At 55.0% G+C, this 13,494-nt stretch carries 12 protein-coding genes; 4 read left to right on the plus strand and 8 right to left on the minus strand.

Annotated features, from left to right (window positions below):
• Positions 1-247: 247 nt before the first annotated feature.
• Positions 248-1,186 carry a transcriptional regulator LrhA gene (lrhA, locus tag V1599_RS17820; RefSeq protein WP_395300557.1) on the minus strand — a complete coding sequence of 313 codons (939 nt, stop codon included), beginning with the start codon at positions 1,184-1,186 and terminating at the stop codon, positions 248-250.
• Positions 1,187-2,120: 934 nt separating this feature from the next.
• On the opposite strand from lrhA, the gene alaA reads away from it, so the two are divergent.
• Together alaA and yfbR are read left to right on the plus strand one after the other, a co-directional pair.
• On the plus strand, positions 2,121-3,335 hold the full coding sequence (gene alaA / locus V1599_RS17825) for an alanine transaminase AlaA (protein WP_395300558.1): 1,215 nt from the start codon (positions 2,121-2,123) through the stop codon (positions 3,333-3,335).
• A gap of 115 nt (positions 3,336-3,450) precedes the next feature.
• Positions 3,451-4,050, plus strand: coding sequence for a 5'-deoxynucleotidase (gene yfbR, locus V1599_RS17830; protein WP_112010355.1), 600 nt, complete (start codon positions 3,451-3,453; stop codon positions 4,048-4,050).
• A gap of 41 nt (positions 4,051-4,091) precedes the next feature.
• Here the strand turns inward: yfbR and V1599_RS17835 are convergent, their stop codons facing one another.
• From V1599_RS17835 to yfbV, 4 genes are all read right to left on the minus strand, one after another.
• Positions 4,092-5,924, minus strand: a complete 1,833-nt coding sequence (locus tag V1599_RS17835) for an SLC13 family permease (protein ID WP_395300559.1) — start codon at positions 5,922-5,924, stop codon at positions 4,092-4,094.
• Between the two features lie 76 nt (positions 5,925-6,000).
• Positions 6,001-6,660 carry a sugar phosphatase gene (locus tag V1599_RS17840; RefSeq protein WP_297122193.1) on the minus strand — a complete coding sequence of 220 codons (660 nt, stop codon included), beginning with the start codon at positions 6,658-6,660 and terminating at the stop codon, positions 6,001-6,003.
• Positions 6,661-6,671: 11 nt separating this feature from the next.
• Positions 6,672-7,166: a YfbU family protein gene (locus V1599_RS17845; protein ID WP_297122196.1), complete on the minus strand. Its 495-nt coding sequence runs from the start codon at positions 7,164-7,166 to the stop codon at positions 6,672-6,674.
• Positions 7,167-7,258: 92 nt separating this feature from the next.
• Positions 7,259-7,714: a terminus macrodomain insulation protein YfbV gene (gene yfbV, locus V1599_RS17850; protein ID WP_112010351.1), complete on the minus strand. Its 456-nt coding sequence runs from the start codon at positions 7,712-7,714 to the stop codon at positions 7,259-7,261.
• A gap of 336 nt (positions 7,715-8,050) precedes the next feature.
• On the opposite strand from yfbV, the gene ackA reads away from it, so the two are divergent.
• Together ackA and pta are read left to right on the plus strand one after the other, a co-directional pair.
• Positions 8,051-9,253 (plus strand): acetate kinase, encoded by a 1,203-nt coding sequence (gene ackA, locus V1599_RS17855; RefSeq protein WP_112010350.1) that lies wholly within the window; start codon positions 8,051-8,053, stop codon positions 9,251-9,253.
• A gap of 75 nt (positions 9,254-9,328) precedes the next feature.
• Positions 9,329-11,470, plus strand: coding sequence for a phosphate acetyltransferase (pta, locus tag V1599_RS17860; protein WP_112010349.1), 2,142 nt, complete (start codon positions 9,329-9,331; stop codon positions 11,468-11,470).
• Positions 11,471-11,588: 118 nt separating this feature from the next.
• Here the strand turns inward: pta and yfcD are convergent, their stop codons facing one another.
• The 3 genes from yfcD to yfcF are packed head-to-tail and all read right to left on the minus strand — an operon-like array spanning position 11,589 to position 13,452.
• On the minus strand, positions 11,589-12,143 hold the full coding sequence (gene yfcD / locus V1599_RS17865; protein WP_112010348.1) for an NUDIX hydrolase YfcD: 555 nt from the start codon (positions 12,141-12,143) through the stop codon (positions 11,589-11,591).
• Between the two features lie 56 nt (positions 12,144-12,199).
• Positions 12,200-12,751 carry a phosphodiesterase gene (gene yfcE, locus V1599_RS17870; protein WP_395300560.1) on the minus strand — a complete coding sequence of 184 codons (552 nt, stop codon included), beginning with the start codon at positions 12,749-12,751 and terminating at the stop codon, positions 12,200-12,202.
• A gap of 56 nt (positions 12,752-12,807) precedes the next feature.
• Complete coding sequence (gene yfcF / locus V1599_RS17875; protein WP_297122204.1) at positions 12,808-13,452, minus strand: glutathione transferase; 645 nt, start codon at positions 13,450-13,452, stop codon at positions 12,808-12,810.
• Positions 13,453-13,494 lie beyond the last annotated feature (42 nt).

The raw sequence follows: 13,494 nt of genomic DNA on the forward strand, positions 1-13,494 counted from the left end.
AATTCACTCAAAAAAACGGCAACATATATCCCGCTTTTTTAACATAAGGGGGTTGTGAAGGAAGTTAGAACCAAATGCGTACAACAAACAGCCAAAATCATTTACTACGTTGATAATACGAGGTTATTTTATAATCCCTTTTTCGTAAAGGGGTTATTTATGGCAAAAAAAAACCACTTCACGAGAATTACACGTGAGTGGCTCTTTTTTGCACTTACATTTTGTTACGAGAATTTTGAGCAATCAATCACTCAAAATCCCCCTCAACGATCAGGGAGTCATCCCCTCCTTCGGAGGTAATCTGCTCGTACTGCCATGGATTATGATAGTTTTCCATGGCCTCGAACACGACTTTTGCCAGATCGTTATTGCTGGCAGCATTGTGGCAAAGCAGATACTCCGTGTCCGGCAGCCCGGGGAGACCATCGCTTTTACCCAATACGCGCAGATCCGGGCTCATCATCTCCACAGGACGCGCCGTCACCCCCAGCCCCGCCTTAACGGCAGCACGCACGGCGGGTAAGGTCGACGCCACATAGGCGAGACGCCAGGGAATATTGGCCTTATTGAGCGCCGTAAGCACCATATCGCGGAACGGGCTGGGATCGTCCAGCAGCACCAGCGGAATCGGCTCGCCTTTTTGCAACACATACTCCGCGGCGCAATACCAGTGCGTCGGGGATGTGCGCAGGGTCAGGCAATCAAATTGCCCAGGACGATGCGTGGTCACGACCAGATCCACTTCATTCTCTTTCAGCATCTCAATCATAAAGGCGTTTCGCTTAACGCTAACGTCCAGCGCGAGTTTCGGATAAACCGAACTCACGCGATTGAGAAGAAAAGGCAATATGGTGTCTGCTGACTCATCAGATGCCCCTAACGTTAGCACTCCCTGAAGATTGCTAAACATTAATGACATACATGCTTCATCATTAAAACGCAGTATTTTTCTGGCATAACCCAGAAGCTGAATACCGTGCTCGGTCAGGAGCTTATTGCGGCCATGGCGCGCAAACAGTTCTTTACCGACCAGCTGCTCCAACCGCTGCATCTGTTGACTCACGGCGGATTGGGTACGGCAAACGGCAGCGGCTGCTGCTGCAAAAGTATTGAGATCGGCGACCGCAACAAACGTTCTCAGCAGATCGAGGTCGAGATTCATTATCGGACGATTTGCATTTATCATATTTTTTCACTTTCAGGTTGCTCGTTCGGAGCTGCCCGGGTTGAAGCTGTGTGTAGCAGGTAAACAATTCCTTCTGAAGATTTTATCGCATCCCGGCCCGGCAGACTGCCTGACAGATAGTTATTGTGCTGCTTTATATCATCCGTCAGAAAACACGTTTCATGACGTAATTTTTATTCTCGTAGACGTTAAGAATTATTCGATGTGTGCAGGTTTATGTAAATCTCATTAAAGCCAAGACTCGTTTTCTGCCATCTTTGTCGCAGCGCTGTCAACGTAGCAGGATGCGGTTCACACAATCCAGCCAAAGATAATCATAACAATAACAATCATTTAATTAAGAAAAGCGGGTAAGAAATACAAAACCGTTCACTCTTACGTCGACTTTGCCTTATGGCATCTTAACTCAAATCCACTTTATTTATAAGTCTTAATGCATTATCGGGATTTAACGACGCTAAGCTACTGCCAAATTCATTTTAATAAAAATATCGAAAGTTGCATCTCCCACGTTAATAATAAATAAACTTTAATTTAGATTAGGACTATTCATTAATAACACTTAACATTAATTTCACATGAGTAACGTTTATATCTGTAGCACAATTAATGTCCTGGGCGGGCGAACATTCATGTTTTACGAATCATCACCGGACGTAACAACCGGCCCCGCCGGGATAGCATTTTATTTTATACAGCAGAATATCCAATAAAAAATAAATTTCTAAACATAAAAAACCAAAAAACACCTTAAACATACAACTTTAAAACACAAAAAACGAACTAACGCAGAGAAATACATTGCACAACATTTCGCTTATTGCGCAAAATCTTCCTCTGCCTACCCTTCAAAACGCAGCGGTGTGGGAGTACATTGTTCCATGCTAGCTTCCACGGCAGGGAGTGGCAATAATAGCGAAAAGGTTAAAAGTTCATGTCCCCTATCGAAAAATCCAGCAAGCTTGATAACGTCTGTTATGACATCCGCGGTCCCGTTCTCAAAGAGGCGAAACGCCTTGAAGAGGAAGGTAATAAAGTTCTGAAACTCAACATTGGTAACCCCGCGCCGTTTGGTTTTGAAGCGCCGGATGAGATCCTGGTTGACGTGATCCGTAACCTGCCCACCGCGCAAGGCTATTGTGACTCCAAAGGACTTTACTCCGCGCGTAAAGCCATCATGCAGCATTATCAGGCGCGCGGCATGCGCGACGTGACCGTTGAAGATATCTATATTGGTAACGGCGTCTCTGAGCTTATCGTGCAGGCCATGCAGGCGCTGCTGAACAGCGGTGACGAAATGCTGGTCCCGGCGCCTGACTATCCGCTCTGGACGGCGGCCGTCTCGCTTTCCAGCGGAAAAGCGGTCCACTACCTTTGCGATGAATCCTCCGACTGGTTCCCCGACCTTGACGACATTCGCGCCAAAATCACGCCGCGCACCCGCGGCATCGTGATCATCAACCCGAATAACCCAACCGGCGCGGTCTATTCCAAAGAGCTGCTGCTGGAGATCGTTGAGCTGGCCCGCCAGCACAACCTGATCATCTTCGCCGATGAAATTTACGACAAGATTCTGTATGACGCGGCGCAGCACCACTCGATCGCGGCGCTCGCTCCGGACCTGCTGACGATGACCTTCAACGGCCTGTCCAAAACCTATCGCGTGGCCGGTTTCCGCCAGGGCTGGATGGTGCTGAACGGACCAAAAAAACACGCTAAAGGCTACATTGAAGGGCTGGAGATGCTGGCCTCGATGCGCCTGTGCGCCAACGTCCCGGCGCAACATGCAATCCAGACCGCGCTCGGCGGTTACCAGAGCATCAGTGAATTCATTGTTCCAGGCGGTCGCCTGTACGAACAGCGCAACCGCGCGTGGGAGCTGATCAACGATATTCCTGGCGTCTCCTGCGTGAAGCCGAACGGCGCGCTGTATATGTTCCCGAAAATCGACGCGAAGCGCTTTAATATTCACGACGACCAGAAAATGGTGCTCGACTTCCTGCTGCAGGAAAAAGTGCTGCTGGTGCAGGGCACCGCGTTTAACTGGCCGTGGCCGGATCACGTGCGCATCGTGACCCTACCGCGCGAGGACGATCTTGAAATGGCAATCAGCCGCTTCGGCCGGTTCCTCTCCGGATATCATCAGTAACGGTCATCTCGCCGGGTAACGCTGCGCTTACCCGGCCTGCACATTCCGTCGATTTGCATCTTCCCTCCCCTCCCCGCACAATGAAGCCTGTCGCCGTAAAGACAAAAGGTAACCTATGAGTCAGAGTCATTTCTTCGCCCACCTGTCCCGCCTTAAGCTAATCAACCGCTGGCCGCTCATGCGCAACGTGCGCACGGAGAACGTGTCTGAGCATAGCCTTCAGGTGGCAATGGTCGCCCACGCGCTGGCGGCGATTAAAAACCGCAAGTTTAACGGCCAGGTCAACGCCGAACGCATTGCGCTTCTGGCGATGTATCACGATGCGTCAGAAGTGCTGACCGGTGATTTACCCACGCCGGTTAAATACTTCAACTCGCAGATTGCCCAGGAATATAAGGCGATTGAAAAAATCGCCCAGCAGAAGCTAATTGACATGGTGCCGGAAGAGCTGCGCGATATTTTTGAGCCGCTCATTGACGAACATCAGTACACGGAAGAGGAGAAGTTGCTGGTGAAGCAGGCGGACGCGCTGTGCGCTTACCTGAAGTGTCTGGAAGAGCTGTCCGCGGGAAACAACGAGTTTTTACTGGCCAAAACGCGGCTGGAGAAAACGCTGGAATCCCGCCGCAGCGATGAGATGGATTACTTTATGCAGGTGTTTGTGCCGAGCTTCCATTTATCGCTGGATGAGATCAGCCAGGATTCGCCCCTCTGACCGTATGCCGGGTAAGGCGCAGCCGCCGCCCGGCAATATAATCAGAACGGGAATAGCATCGGAATCAACACCACGCACACCACCATGACCAGCACGGTGAATGGCACCCCAATCTTTACAAAATCGCTAAACGTGTAGTTTCCCGGCCCCAGCACCAGCGTGTTTACCGGTGAAGAGACCGGCGTCATAAATGCCGCGGAGGCCGCCATGGCCACCATCATCGCAAACGGATACGGTGAAACGCTCATCGATTTAGCCATCGCCAGCGCAATAGGCGCCATAAGCACTGCCGTCGCTGTATTGGAGATAAACAGCCCGATGGAGGCGCACATAACAAACAGGCAAACCAGCATCATATAGGGACCGTAACCGCCGCCGATGTCCATTAGCCCCTTCACGATCAAATCTACGCCGCCCGTTTTCTGCAGCGCCAGCGCGAAAGGCATCATTCCGACAATGAGAATGATGCTCGGCCAGTGGATCGCCTTGTAAGCACTTTCCGCATCAATACAGCGAAATTTCCCCATCAGCAGGCAGGCGATTATCGCCGCCACGGGATTAGGGATTTCGTCGGTTAGCATCAGGGCAACCATCAGCACCAGACAAAATATCGCATGCGGCGCCTGGCTGTGGGCCGGAGACGCGTCGCTCTCCTCCACCGGCATGTTGAGCACCACAAAGTCACGCCCCTTCTGCCCCAGCAGGCTGATGAGCTTCCAGTTGCCGACCACCAGGAAGATATCGCCCAGCAGGATGGGCTCGTCCACCACCGCGCCTTCCATCGCCACGCCATCGCGCTTCAGGCCGACCACGTTCAGGCCATAGCGGGTACGAAAACCGATTTCGCGCACCGTTTTTCCCAGCAGCTCCGACTCTGGGATCAGCGACACTTCTGCCATGCCCACGTCCAGCGCCTGGTCTGAAAAATACTCGCCGCGCAGCACCATCGGCTCGAGCAGCTGTTCGCTGCAAAACTCGCGCAGGTCTACGTCCGCCGTGGACATATCGATCAGCAGAACGTCACGCGCGCGAAATTCCGATACCCCGTTAACGTTGACGATGACCCGACGAAAACGCCGCCAGCGCTCCACGCCAATGACGTTCGCCCCGTAGCGCTCGCGCAGCTTGAGATCGTCCAGCCGCTGGCCAATCAGCGGTGAACCCGGGCGAATAGCGAGCCGCCGCGCGCGGCCCGTGAGGCGGTACTCTTTGATCAGATCGCGGAACGTGCGCCGCTTCCAGCCGTCTTTGTTTTTATCCTGCTTTTCCCCCTTCAGGGCAAAACGGGTCAGCAGCATGTAGAAAATGCCCAACACCAGAATGACCAGCCCGAGCGGCGTGACGCTGAAAAAGCTGAAGCCGTCCAGACCTTCGCGGATCAGCTCGCTGTTGACGACGAGATTCGGCGGCGTGGCGACCAGCGTCATCATGCCGCTGATAAGCCCGGCGAAGCTCAGCGGCATCATCAGTCGCGACGGCGAGGTCTGCATGCGCATAGAGACGCTGAGCACCACTGGAATGAAGATGGCGACGACGCCGGTCGAGCTCATAAACGCCCCCAGCCCTGCCACGGTCAGCATCAGGTAGACCAGCATTTTGGTTTCGCTGCTGCCCGCCACCTTCACCAGCCAGGTACCCATCACGGTCGCCACGCCGGTACGGACCAGGCCGTCGCCGATAATAAACAGGGCGGCAATCAGGATGACGTTCGGATCGCTAAACCCGGAGAAGGCTTCTGAAAGGGTAAGCGTACCGCTCAGCACAAAGGCAACGATCACGAACAGGGCGACGGCATCCATGCGCACCTTGCCCGTGGCAAAAAGAATGATTGCGATAAAAAGCAGGCAGAGGACCCAAATCAGTTCACCGTTCACAACGTATCCTTGTCAGGGAGAAGAGATTAAATTTTGCCATAAAAAAGCCCCAGCAACGTGGGGCTAAATCATGGGATTACATTTTTAGCGAGACGGTTACAACGCCATCAGGCGCCTTAGACACCGCCAGTGCCGTCAGAGAATCCAGCACAAAGTCCGCCTCACTCAGCCGGGGAGACCCCGCCGGAACGTTAACGGCAATGACGTGACTCCCGGCGTTCAGCCCGGCCAGCACCCCAGCCGCAGCGTCTTCCACTACCACGCACTCAGCGGGAGTAAGGCCCAGCAGTTCAGCGCCAAGGAGAAACGCATCCGGCTCCGGCTTGCCGCGCTTCACGCGCTCGGCGGTGATGAACACTTCCGGCTGCGGTAAGCCCGCCGCCCTGTGGCGCGCGTGGGCAACGGGAATAGAGCCGGAAGTGACGATGGCCCACGGGATCTGCGCTTCGTTCAGATGCTCCAGCAGCTCGCGCGCCCCCGGCAGCGCGGTGATGCCGTTCGTATCCGTAGCCTCAATCTGCTCAAGATAGGTAAACTCCGACTGAATCTCTTCCTCAGAACGCCCGGCCAGAAAGTGTCTCAGTGAGGTAATGGCCTGTTTGCCATGGATAAAATCCAGTACCTCTTGATGGTCGATGCCGTGCCTGTCGGCCCAATGGCACCATGAGCGCTCCACTACCGGCAGCGAGTCCACCAGCGTACCGTCCAGATCAAACAGAAAACCTTTACACTGCACACGCACCTCCGTCAGGCATTAATGATTTGTTGAATTTCGTTGCTGCTTAAATGGTACTGGCGCGGGCAGGAGTGCCAAACGCTCAGCATGCGCTGGTATTTGTCCCACATCGGCGTTTGGGCGTTGAAACCGTGCGTACCGGCGTCGAAGTGGGTATAGCGCCCTTCGGTGTTCACCATAAAGCGGACATAGCTCAGGTAGCGCGCTTCCGTTGCGGCATCAAAGCCCAGGAAGGTCACGCGGCGCTCGTCGATGGACTGCGGGTCCTTCAGATTGGTCCACGACACGTGCAGCGCGTGGTACATCTCCATGATGTCGATAACGATGCGGCAGGTTTCTTCCTTCAGCTCGCCGAACTCGCGATCCAGCTCGCGCATCTGCAGGCCAAACCCGCGTTCGACGATGGTCTGCAAGCGGCTGTAGCGCTCAGCGTTATCGGGATCAAGCATAGTCATCATTTTGTACTGATTAGACAAAATCAGACGTTGAGCATGGGTCATTTCCATCTTTCGACTCCTGTAGCGCATTGCACTTGAAAAAAAAGACACGGTAACAGGGGGTTACTGTGCCTTCTTTTATTCATTGTTTCGATGATCAATCACAAATCATCGAGGAATGTTTTATCAAGCTGCTTAAAAGCCCGCTTGAGGGTGTCGGCTAGCGCCTGGTAATCCGGCTTGCCTTCAACAGGCGCCAGCGCCTGTCCTGCTTCCTCAAGTTTACCGCGCACTTCGTAAAACCAGTGTAAAATAGAAGGCGGGAGCGGCGTAACCGAGCGTTTGCCTAACCACCAGAGGCCCTGCATCGGCAGGCTGAGCGCAAAAAGCGCGGTCGCCACGGCCGGGCCAAGCTGACCGCCCAGCGCGATTTGCCAGCACAGCGTGAAGATCGCCACAGGCGGCATAAAGCGGATCGCATAGCGCGTGGCGCGGATCGCGCGATTATCAATGAACATAGGCGCGAGGCGCTTTTCCATCGGCCACGTCTTTGAATAATGCTGCCCCCGTCGAAACAGGCTGAAGAAGTTCACGGGCGGGATTTCGGGTGTCGACATGGCTGTACCTCAACTTCACGTATAAAAATTAAAATTTTTCTGCAAAACCACAACCGGCTATGACAACGTTCAAAATATTTTGTCATCGATACCGCGTATCAGGTATCCTGTGCCAGCCGATGCGGCCTTAGACGAGAATCTTTAACTCGTCAAATTATCGCATATTATGCCATTGCCTGAAAAATGTTCAAAATGGCATAAAATCATATGTATTTCTTCCATCATGCCAGAAAGTTCGCCTGACATGATGTTAATCATAAATGTCTGGGTCATCATGCGTTACGCTTTTAGACTCACTGACGTTTTTTTAGCCACGTATCAATAATAGGTACTTCCATGTCGAGTAAGTTAGTACTGGTTCTGAACTGCGGTAGTTCTTCCCTCAAATTTGCCATCATCGATGCGCTGAACGGCGAAGAATACCTCTCTGGTTTGGCCGAATGTTTCCATCTGCCTGAAGCACGTATCAAGTGGAAGATGGACGGCAGCAAACAAGAAGCGGCTTTAGGTGCAGGCGCCGCTCACAGTGAAGCGCTGAACTTTATCGTTAACACTATTCTGGCACAAAAACCAGAACTGTCTGCTCAGCTGACTGCGATTGGTCACCGTATCGTCCACGGCGGCGAAAAATACACCAAATCTGTGATTATCGACGAGACCGTGATTCAGGGCATCAAAGATGCGGCGCCGTTTGCGCCACTGCACAACCCGGCTCACCTGATCGGTATCACTGAAGCGCTGAAATCCTTCCCACATCTGAAAGACAAAAACGTGGCCGTGTTCGACACCGCGTTCCATCAGACCATGCCGGAAGAGTCTTACCTCTACGCCCTGCCGTACAACCTGTATAAAGAGCACGGCGTTCGTCGTTACGGCTTCCACGGTACCAGCCACTACTATGTGACTCAGGAAGCCGCTAAAACCCTGAACAAGCCGGTTGAAGAGCTGAACATCATCACCTGCCACCTGGGCAACGGGGGTTCCGTTTCTGCAATCCGCAACGGTGAATGTGTTGATACCTCCATGGGTCTGACCCCGCTGGAAGGCCTGGTGATGGGCACCCGCACCGGTGACATCGACCCGGCGATCATCTTCTTCCTGCACGACAACCTGGGCATGAGCGTTGATGACATCAACAAAATGCTGACCAAAGAGTCTGGCCTGCTGGGTCTGACCGAAGTGACCAGCGACTGCCGTTACGTTGAAGACAACTACGACAGCAAAGCAGACGCTAAGCGCGCAATGGACGTTTACTGCCACCGCCTGGCGAAATACATCGGCTCTTACACCGCGCTGATGGACGGTCGTCTGGACGCGGTAGTCTTCACCGGCGGTATCGGTGAAAACGCGGCGATGGTTCGTGAACTGTCCCTGGGCAAACTGGGCGTTCTGGGCTTTGAAGTCGATCACGAGCGTAACCTGGCTGCCCGCTTCGGCAAGTCTGGCTTCATCAACAAAGAAGGCACCCGTCCTGCGCTGGTTATCCCAACCAACGAAGAGCTGGTCATCGCGCAAGACGCGAACCGCCTGACTGCCTGATTCCACACCGCCAGCAATGCTGGCGGTGCTGTTTTGTAGCCCGCCCCGTTTGGCGGTAACGAAAGAGGATAAACCGTGTCCCGTACAATTATGCTGATCCCTACCGGAACCAGCGTCGGCCTGACCAGCGTCAGCCTTGGCGTGATCCGTGCTATGGAACGTAAAGGCGTTCGTCTGAGCGTCTTTAAGCCTATCGCCCAGCCTCGCGCCGGTGGCGATGCGCCAGACCAGACGACCTCCATCGTTCGCAAGAACTCCAGTCTGCCAGCGGCTGAACCGCTGAAGATGAGCCACGTTGAATCTCTGCTGTCCAGCAACCAGAAAGACGTGCTGATGGAAGAGATCATCGCCAACTACCACGCGAATACCCAAGATGCGGAAGTGGTGCTGGTTGAAGGCCTGGTGCCGACCCGCAAACACCAGTTTGCGCAGTCTCTGAACTTCGAAATCGCGAAAACGCTGAACGCAGAAATCGTCTTCGTGATGTCCCAGGGTACCGATACCCAGGAACAGCTGAAAGAGCGCATCGAGCTGACCCGCAGCAGCTTCGGCGGCGCGAAAAACAGCAACATCACCGGCGTTATCGTTAACAAACTGAACGCTCCGGTTGATGAGCAAGGCCGCACTCGTCCTGACCTGTCCGAGATCTTCGACGACTCGTCTAAAGCGAAAGTGGTTAAAGTTGACCCGGCAACCCTGCAGGAATCCAGCCCACTGCCGGTGCTGGGCGCGGTGCCGTGGAGCTTCGACCTGATTGCGACCCGTGCAATCGACATGGCGCGCCACCTGAACGCTACGGTAATCAACGAAGGCGACATTAACACTCGCCGCGTTAAGTCCGTGACCTTCTGCGCGCGCAGCATTCCGCACATGCTGGAACACTTCCGTGCAGGTTCCCTGCTGGTGACCTCCGCTGACCGTCCTGACGTGCTGGTTGCAGCGTGCCTGGCCGCGATGAACGGCGTTGAAATCGGCGCCATCCTGCTGACCGGCGCGTACGAGATGGATCCGCGCGTGAGCAAGCTGTGCGAACGCGCGTTTGCGACCGGCCTGCCGGTCTTCATGGTGAACACCAACACCTGGCAGACCTCCCTGAGCCTGCAGAGCTTCAACCTGGAAGTGCCGGTTGACGACCACGAACGCATTGAGAAAGTACAGGAATACGTTGCGGGCTACATCAACGCAGACTGGATCGAATCCCTGACCGCGACCTCCGAACGTAGCCGTCGTCTGTCTCCGCCAGCCTTCCGTTACCAGCTGACCGAGCTGGCGCGCAAAGCGGGCAAACGCGTTGTTCTGCCAGAAGGCGACGAACCGCGTACCGTTAAAGCAGCGGCTATCTGCGCAGAGCGCGGCATCGCGACCTGTGTGCTGCTGGGTAACCCTGACGAGATCAACCGCGTGGCGGCCTCTCAGGGCGTTGAACTGGGCGCTGGCATCGAAATCGTTGACCCGGAAGTGGTTCGCGAAAGCTACGTTGCGCGTCTGGTTGAGCTGCGTAAGAGCAAGGGCATGACCGAAGCCGTTGCGCGCGAGCAGCTGGAAGACAACGTTGTGCTGGGCACGCTGATGCTTGAGCAGGACGAAGTTGACGGCCTGGTTTCCGGTGCGGTTCACACCACCGCAAACACCATCCGTCCACCGCTGCAGCTGATCAAAACCGCACCGGGCAGCTCTCTGGTCTCCTCCGTGTTCTTCATGCTGCTGCCTGAACAGGTTTACGTTTACGGCGACTGCGCGATCAACCCGGATCCAACCGCAGAGCAGCTGGCTGAGATCGCTATCCAGTCCGCAGATTCCGCGACTGCCTTCGGCATCGAGCCGCGCGTGGCGATGCTCTCCTACTCCACCGGCACCTCCGGCGCGGGCAGCGACGTAGAGAAAGTGCGTGAAGCAACCCGTATTGCGCAGGAAAAACGTCCTGACCTGATGATCGACGGCCCGCTGCAGTACGACGCCGCCGTGATGGCTGACGTGGCAAAATCCAAAGCGCCGAACTCGCCGGTTGCCGGTCGCGCTACCGTGTTCATCTTCCCGGATCTGAACACCGGTAACACCACCTACAAAGCGGTACAGCGTTCTGCCGACCTGATCTCCATCGGGCCAATGCTGCAGGGTATGCGCAAGCCGGTGAACGACCTGTCCCGCGGTGCGCTGGTAGACGATATCGTCTATACCATTGCACTGACCGCGATTCAGTCTTCACAGCAGCAGTAAGCTAAAAGCCCGGTGGCGCTCGCGCTTACCGGGCCTACGGTTTTATAGGCCGAATCGGGCACAAAAAAGGCGACCACGTAATCTGGTCGCCTTTTTTATTTCCAGCCAGCGTTCAGACCTACTCGGCCTCTTCCTCTTTCTCAGGCTTCGTCGATTCATTTTTCGCGTTACGGGTCATCCACAGCGCTAGCGCTTTTAGCGAATCCGGCGTGAACTCATCGCAGCGCGCGGTGATCTCTTCCGGCGTCATCCAGCTCACCTCGCTGACCTCTTCTTCCTGGAGCGCGAAAGGCCCGTGGGAGACGCAGCTAAACAGTCCGCCCCAGACGCGACAGTGTTCATCTTCGAAATAGAACTGCCCGTGCTCGGCGAACGGCACGCCGGCAATGCCTAACTCTTCTTCGGCTTCGCGGCGCGCGGAGTCCAGCAGCACTTCATCCGCCTGCACCACGCCGCCCGCGGTGGCGTCCAGCATGCCGGGAAGGAAATCTTTGGTATCCGTGCGGCGCTGGACCAGGATTTTACCCATGCCGTCATGCACCACAATATACGTTGCGCGGTGGCGCAGGCGCTCTGCGCGCATTTGTGCGCGGCTAGCCTGCGCGATCACTTCATTCTCTTCGCTGACAATGTCAACCCACTCTGTACTCGCCAAATGACTCTGCTCCACCATCGGGAAACCTTCTCTATCTAAGCGCTCTTTCGGCGCGTTTGCAGTTGAGGTGTAACTTACGGATTAATCGCTACCTGCGCAATAACTTGCTGATCATTAAGTGCGATAACGCGTAATGAATTATCAACCAGCATGCCATAGCTCGCCGGATAGCCCCCTTTTGGAATGCTGACCGAGCCGGGGTTAAAGTGATATATCTCGCCGCGTTTTTCCGCCACCGGAGTATGAGTATGGCCATAAACCAGGACATCGCCAGCCGCGAGAGGCGGCGGGTTGGCGGGGCCAAAAAGGTGACCGTGAGTCAAAAAGAGGCGGCACGTTTCCAGCAGCGCCTGCTGCCACGGTGCGGTAATGGGGAATTGCAGCAGCATCTGGTCCACTTCGCTGTCGCAGTTGCCGCGCACGGCAATAATGCGGGACGCGTACGGATTAAGCTTTTCCGCCACCCTTGCGGGAGCATAGCCCTCCGGCAACGCATTGCGCGGACCGTGGTTTAGAACGTCGCCAAGTATCACCAGCCACCGGGCGTCGCTTTGGTCAAACAGCGAGAGGACGCGCTCGGTCGCGGGCAGCGATCCGTGGATATCCGATGCAAACATCAGTTTCATCAGTTACTCCTTGAGAAAACAGACTGCCCTTATTATACCTTAAGCGTCCGGCTGAATCAGCCCGCGCGCTTCGCCGAGAGAGCGACAAAACGCTGCACCGACGCGCGCTGCCACTGGAATGCGGCATAGTCCACCAGCAGCTGCGGCACGGCGTCGCCGTTGAGGATCAGCCGGTTGAGCATTAGCGCCAGATCGGTGTCCGCAATACACCACTCGCCGAAGAGATTCGGGTTGCCGTGATCCAACAGCGAGGTGGCGGTATCAATCAGCTTTTGGGCGCTTGCCAGCCCCTCCGCGCTTAACGCCGGTTTTTTGACGCCGGCAAAAACCACGTCGGTAGAGCGCTCCACGCGAATCGGCACCAGATCGCTGCGCAGCCACGCCTGGATCTGACGCGCTCGCGCGCGCTTTTGCAGATCGTGAGGATAGATTCGCTCCCACTCAGGCGGCGCAAAGCGATCTTCCAGATACTCGTCGATCGCCGAAGATTCACTCAGCTCAAAACCCTCAATGTCCAGCACCGGCACGCGCCGGGTCAGGGCATAGCCTTGCCACTGCGGCTGCAAATGCTCACCGCGGTCCAGATCGATGCTCTTCAGGGTAAACGCCAATCCTTTCTCGGCCAGCGCCACGTACGCGCTTAAAACATAAGGTGAAAAGAAGTTGGCATCGGACCACAGGGTTATTGCAGGCTGGTTCATAACATCCTCATCGGCTGATCGGTTTTTACTCAACATATAATC

The sequence above is a fragment of the Enterobacter sp. ECC-175 genome (assembly GCF_043968675.1).
In the GTDB taxonomy this organism is placed as follows: domain Bacteria; phylum Pseudomonadota; class Gammaproteobacteria; order Enterobacterales; family Enterobacteriaceae; genus Enterobacter.

Excerpts from the sequence above, each read along its gene's own strand:
- yfbV (WP_112010351.1), bottom strand. The coding sequence starts at position 7,714 with ATGTCGACACCCGAAATCCCGCCCGTGAACTTCTTCAGCCTGTTTCGA.
- V1599_RS17845 (WP_297122196.1), bottom strand. The coding sequence starts at position 7,166 with ATGGAAATGACCCATGCTCAACGTCTGATTTTGTCTAATCAGTACAAA.
- yfcD (WP_112010348.1), bottom strand. The coding sequence starts at position 12,143 with ATGGTGGAGCAGAGTCATTTGGCGAGTACAGAGTGGGTTGACATTGTC.
- yfcF (WP_297122204.1), bottom strand. The coding sequence starts at position 13,452 with ATGAACCAGCCTGCAATAACCCTGTGGTCCGATGCCAACTTCTTTTCA.
- alaA (WP_395300558.1), top strand. The coding sequence starts at position 2,121 with ATGTCCCCTATCGAAAAATCCAGCAAGCTTGATAACGTCTGTTATGAC.
- lrhA (WP_395300557.1), bottom strand. The coding sequence starts at position 1,186 with ATGATAAATGCAAATCGTCCGATAATGAATCTCGACCTCGATCTGCTG.
- yfcE (WP_395300560.1), bottom strand. The coding sequence starts at position 12,751 with ATGAAACTGATGTTTGCATCGGATATCCACGGATCGCTGCCCGCGACC.
- yfbR (WP_112010355.1), top strand. The coding sequence starts at position 3,451 with ATGAGTCAGAGTCATTTCTTCGCCCACCTGTCCCGCCTTAAGCTAATC.
- ackA (WP_112010350.1), top strand. The coding sequence starts at position 8,051 with ATGTCGAGTAAGTTAGTACTGGTTCTGAACTGCGGTAGTTCTTCCCTC.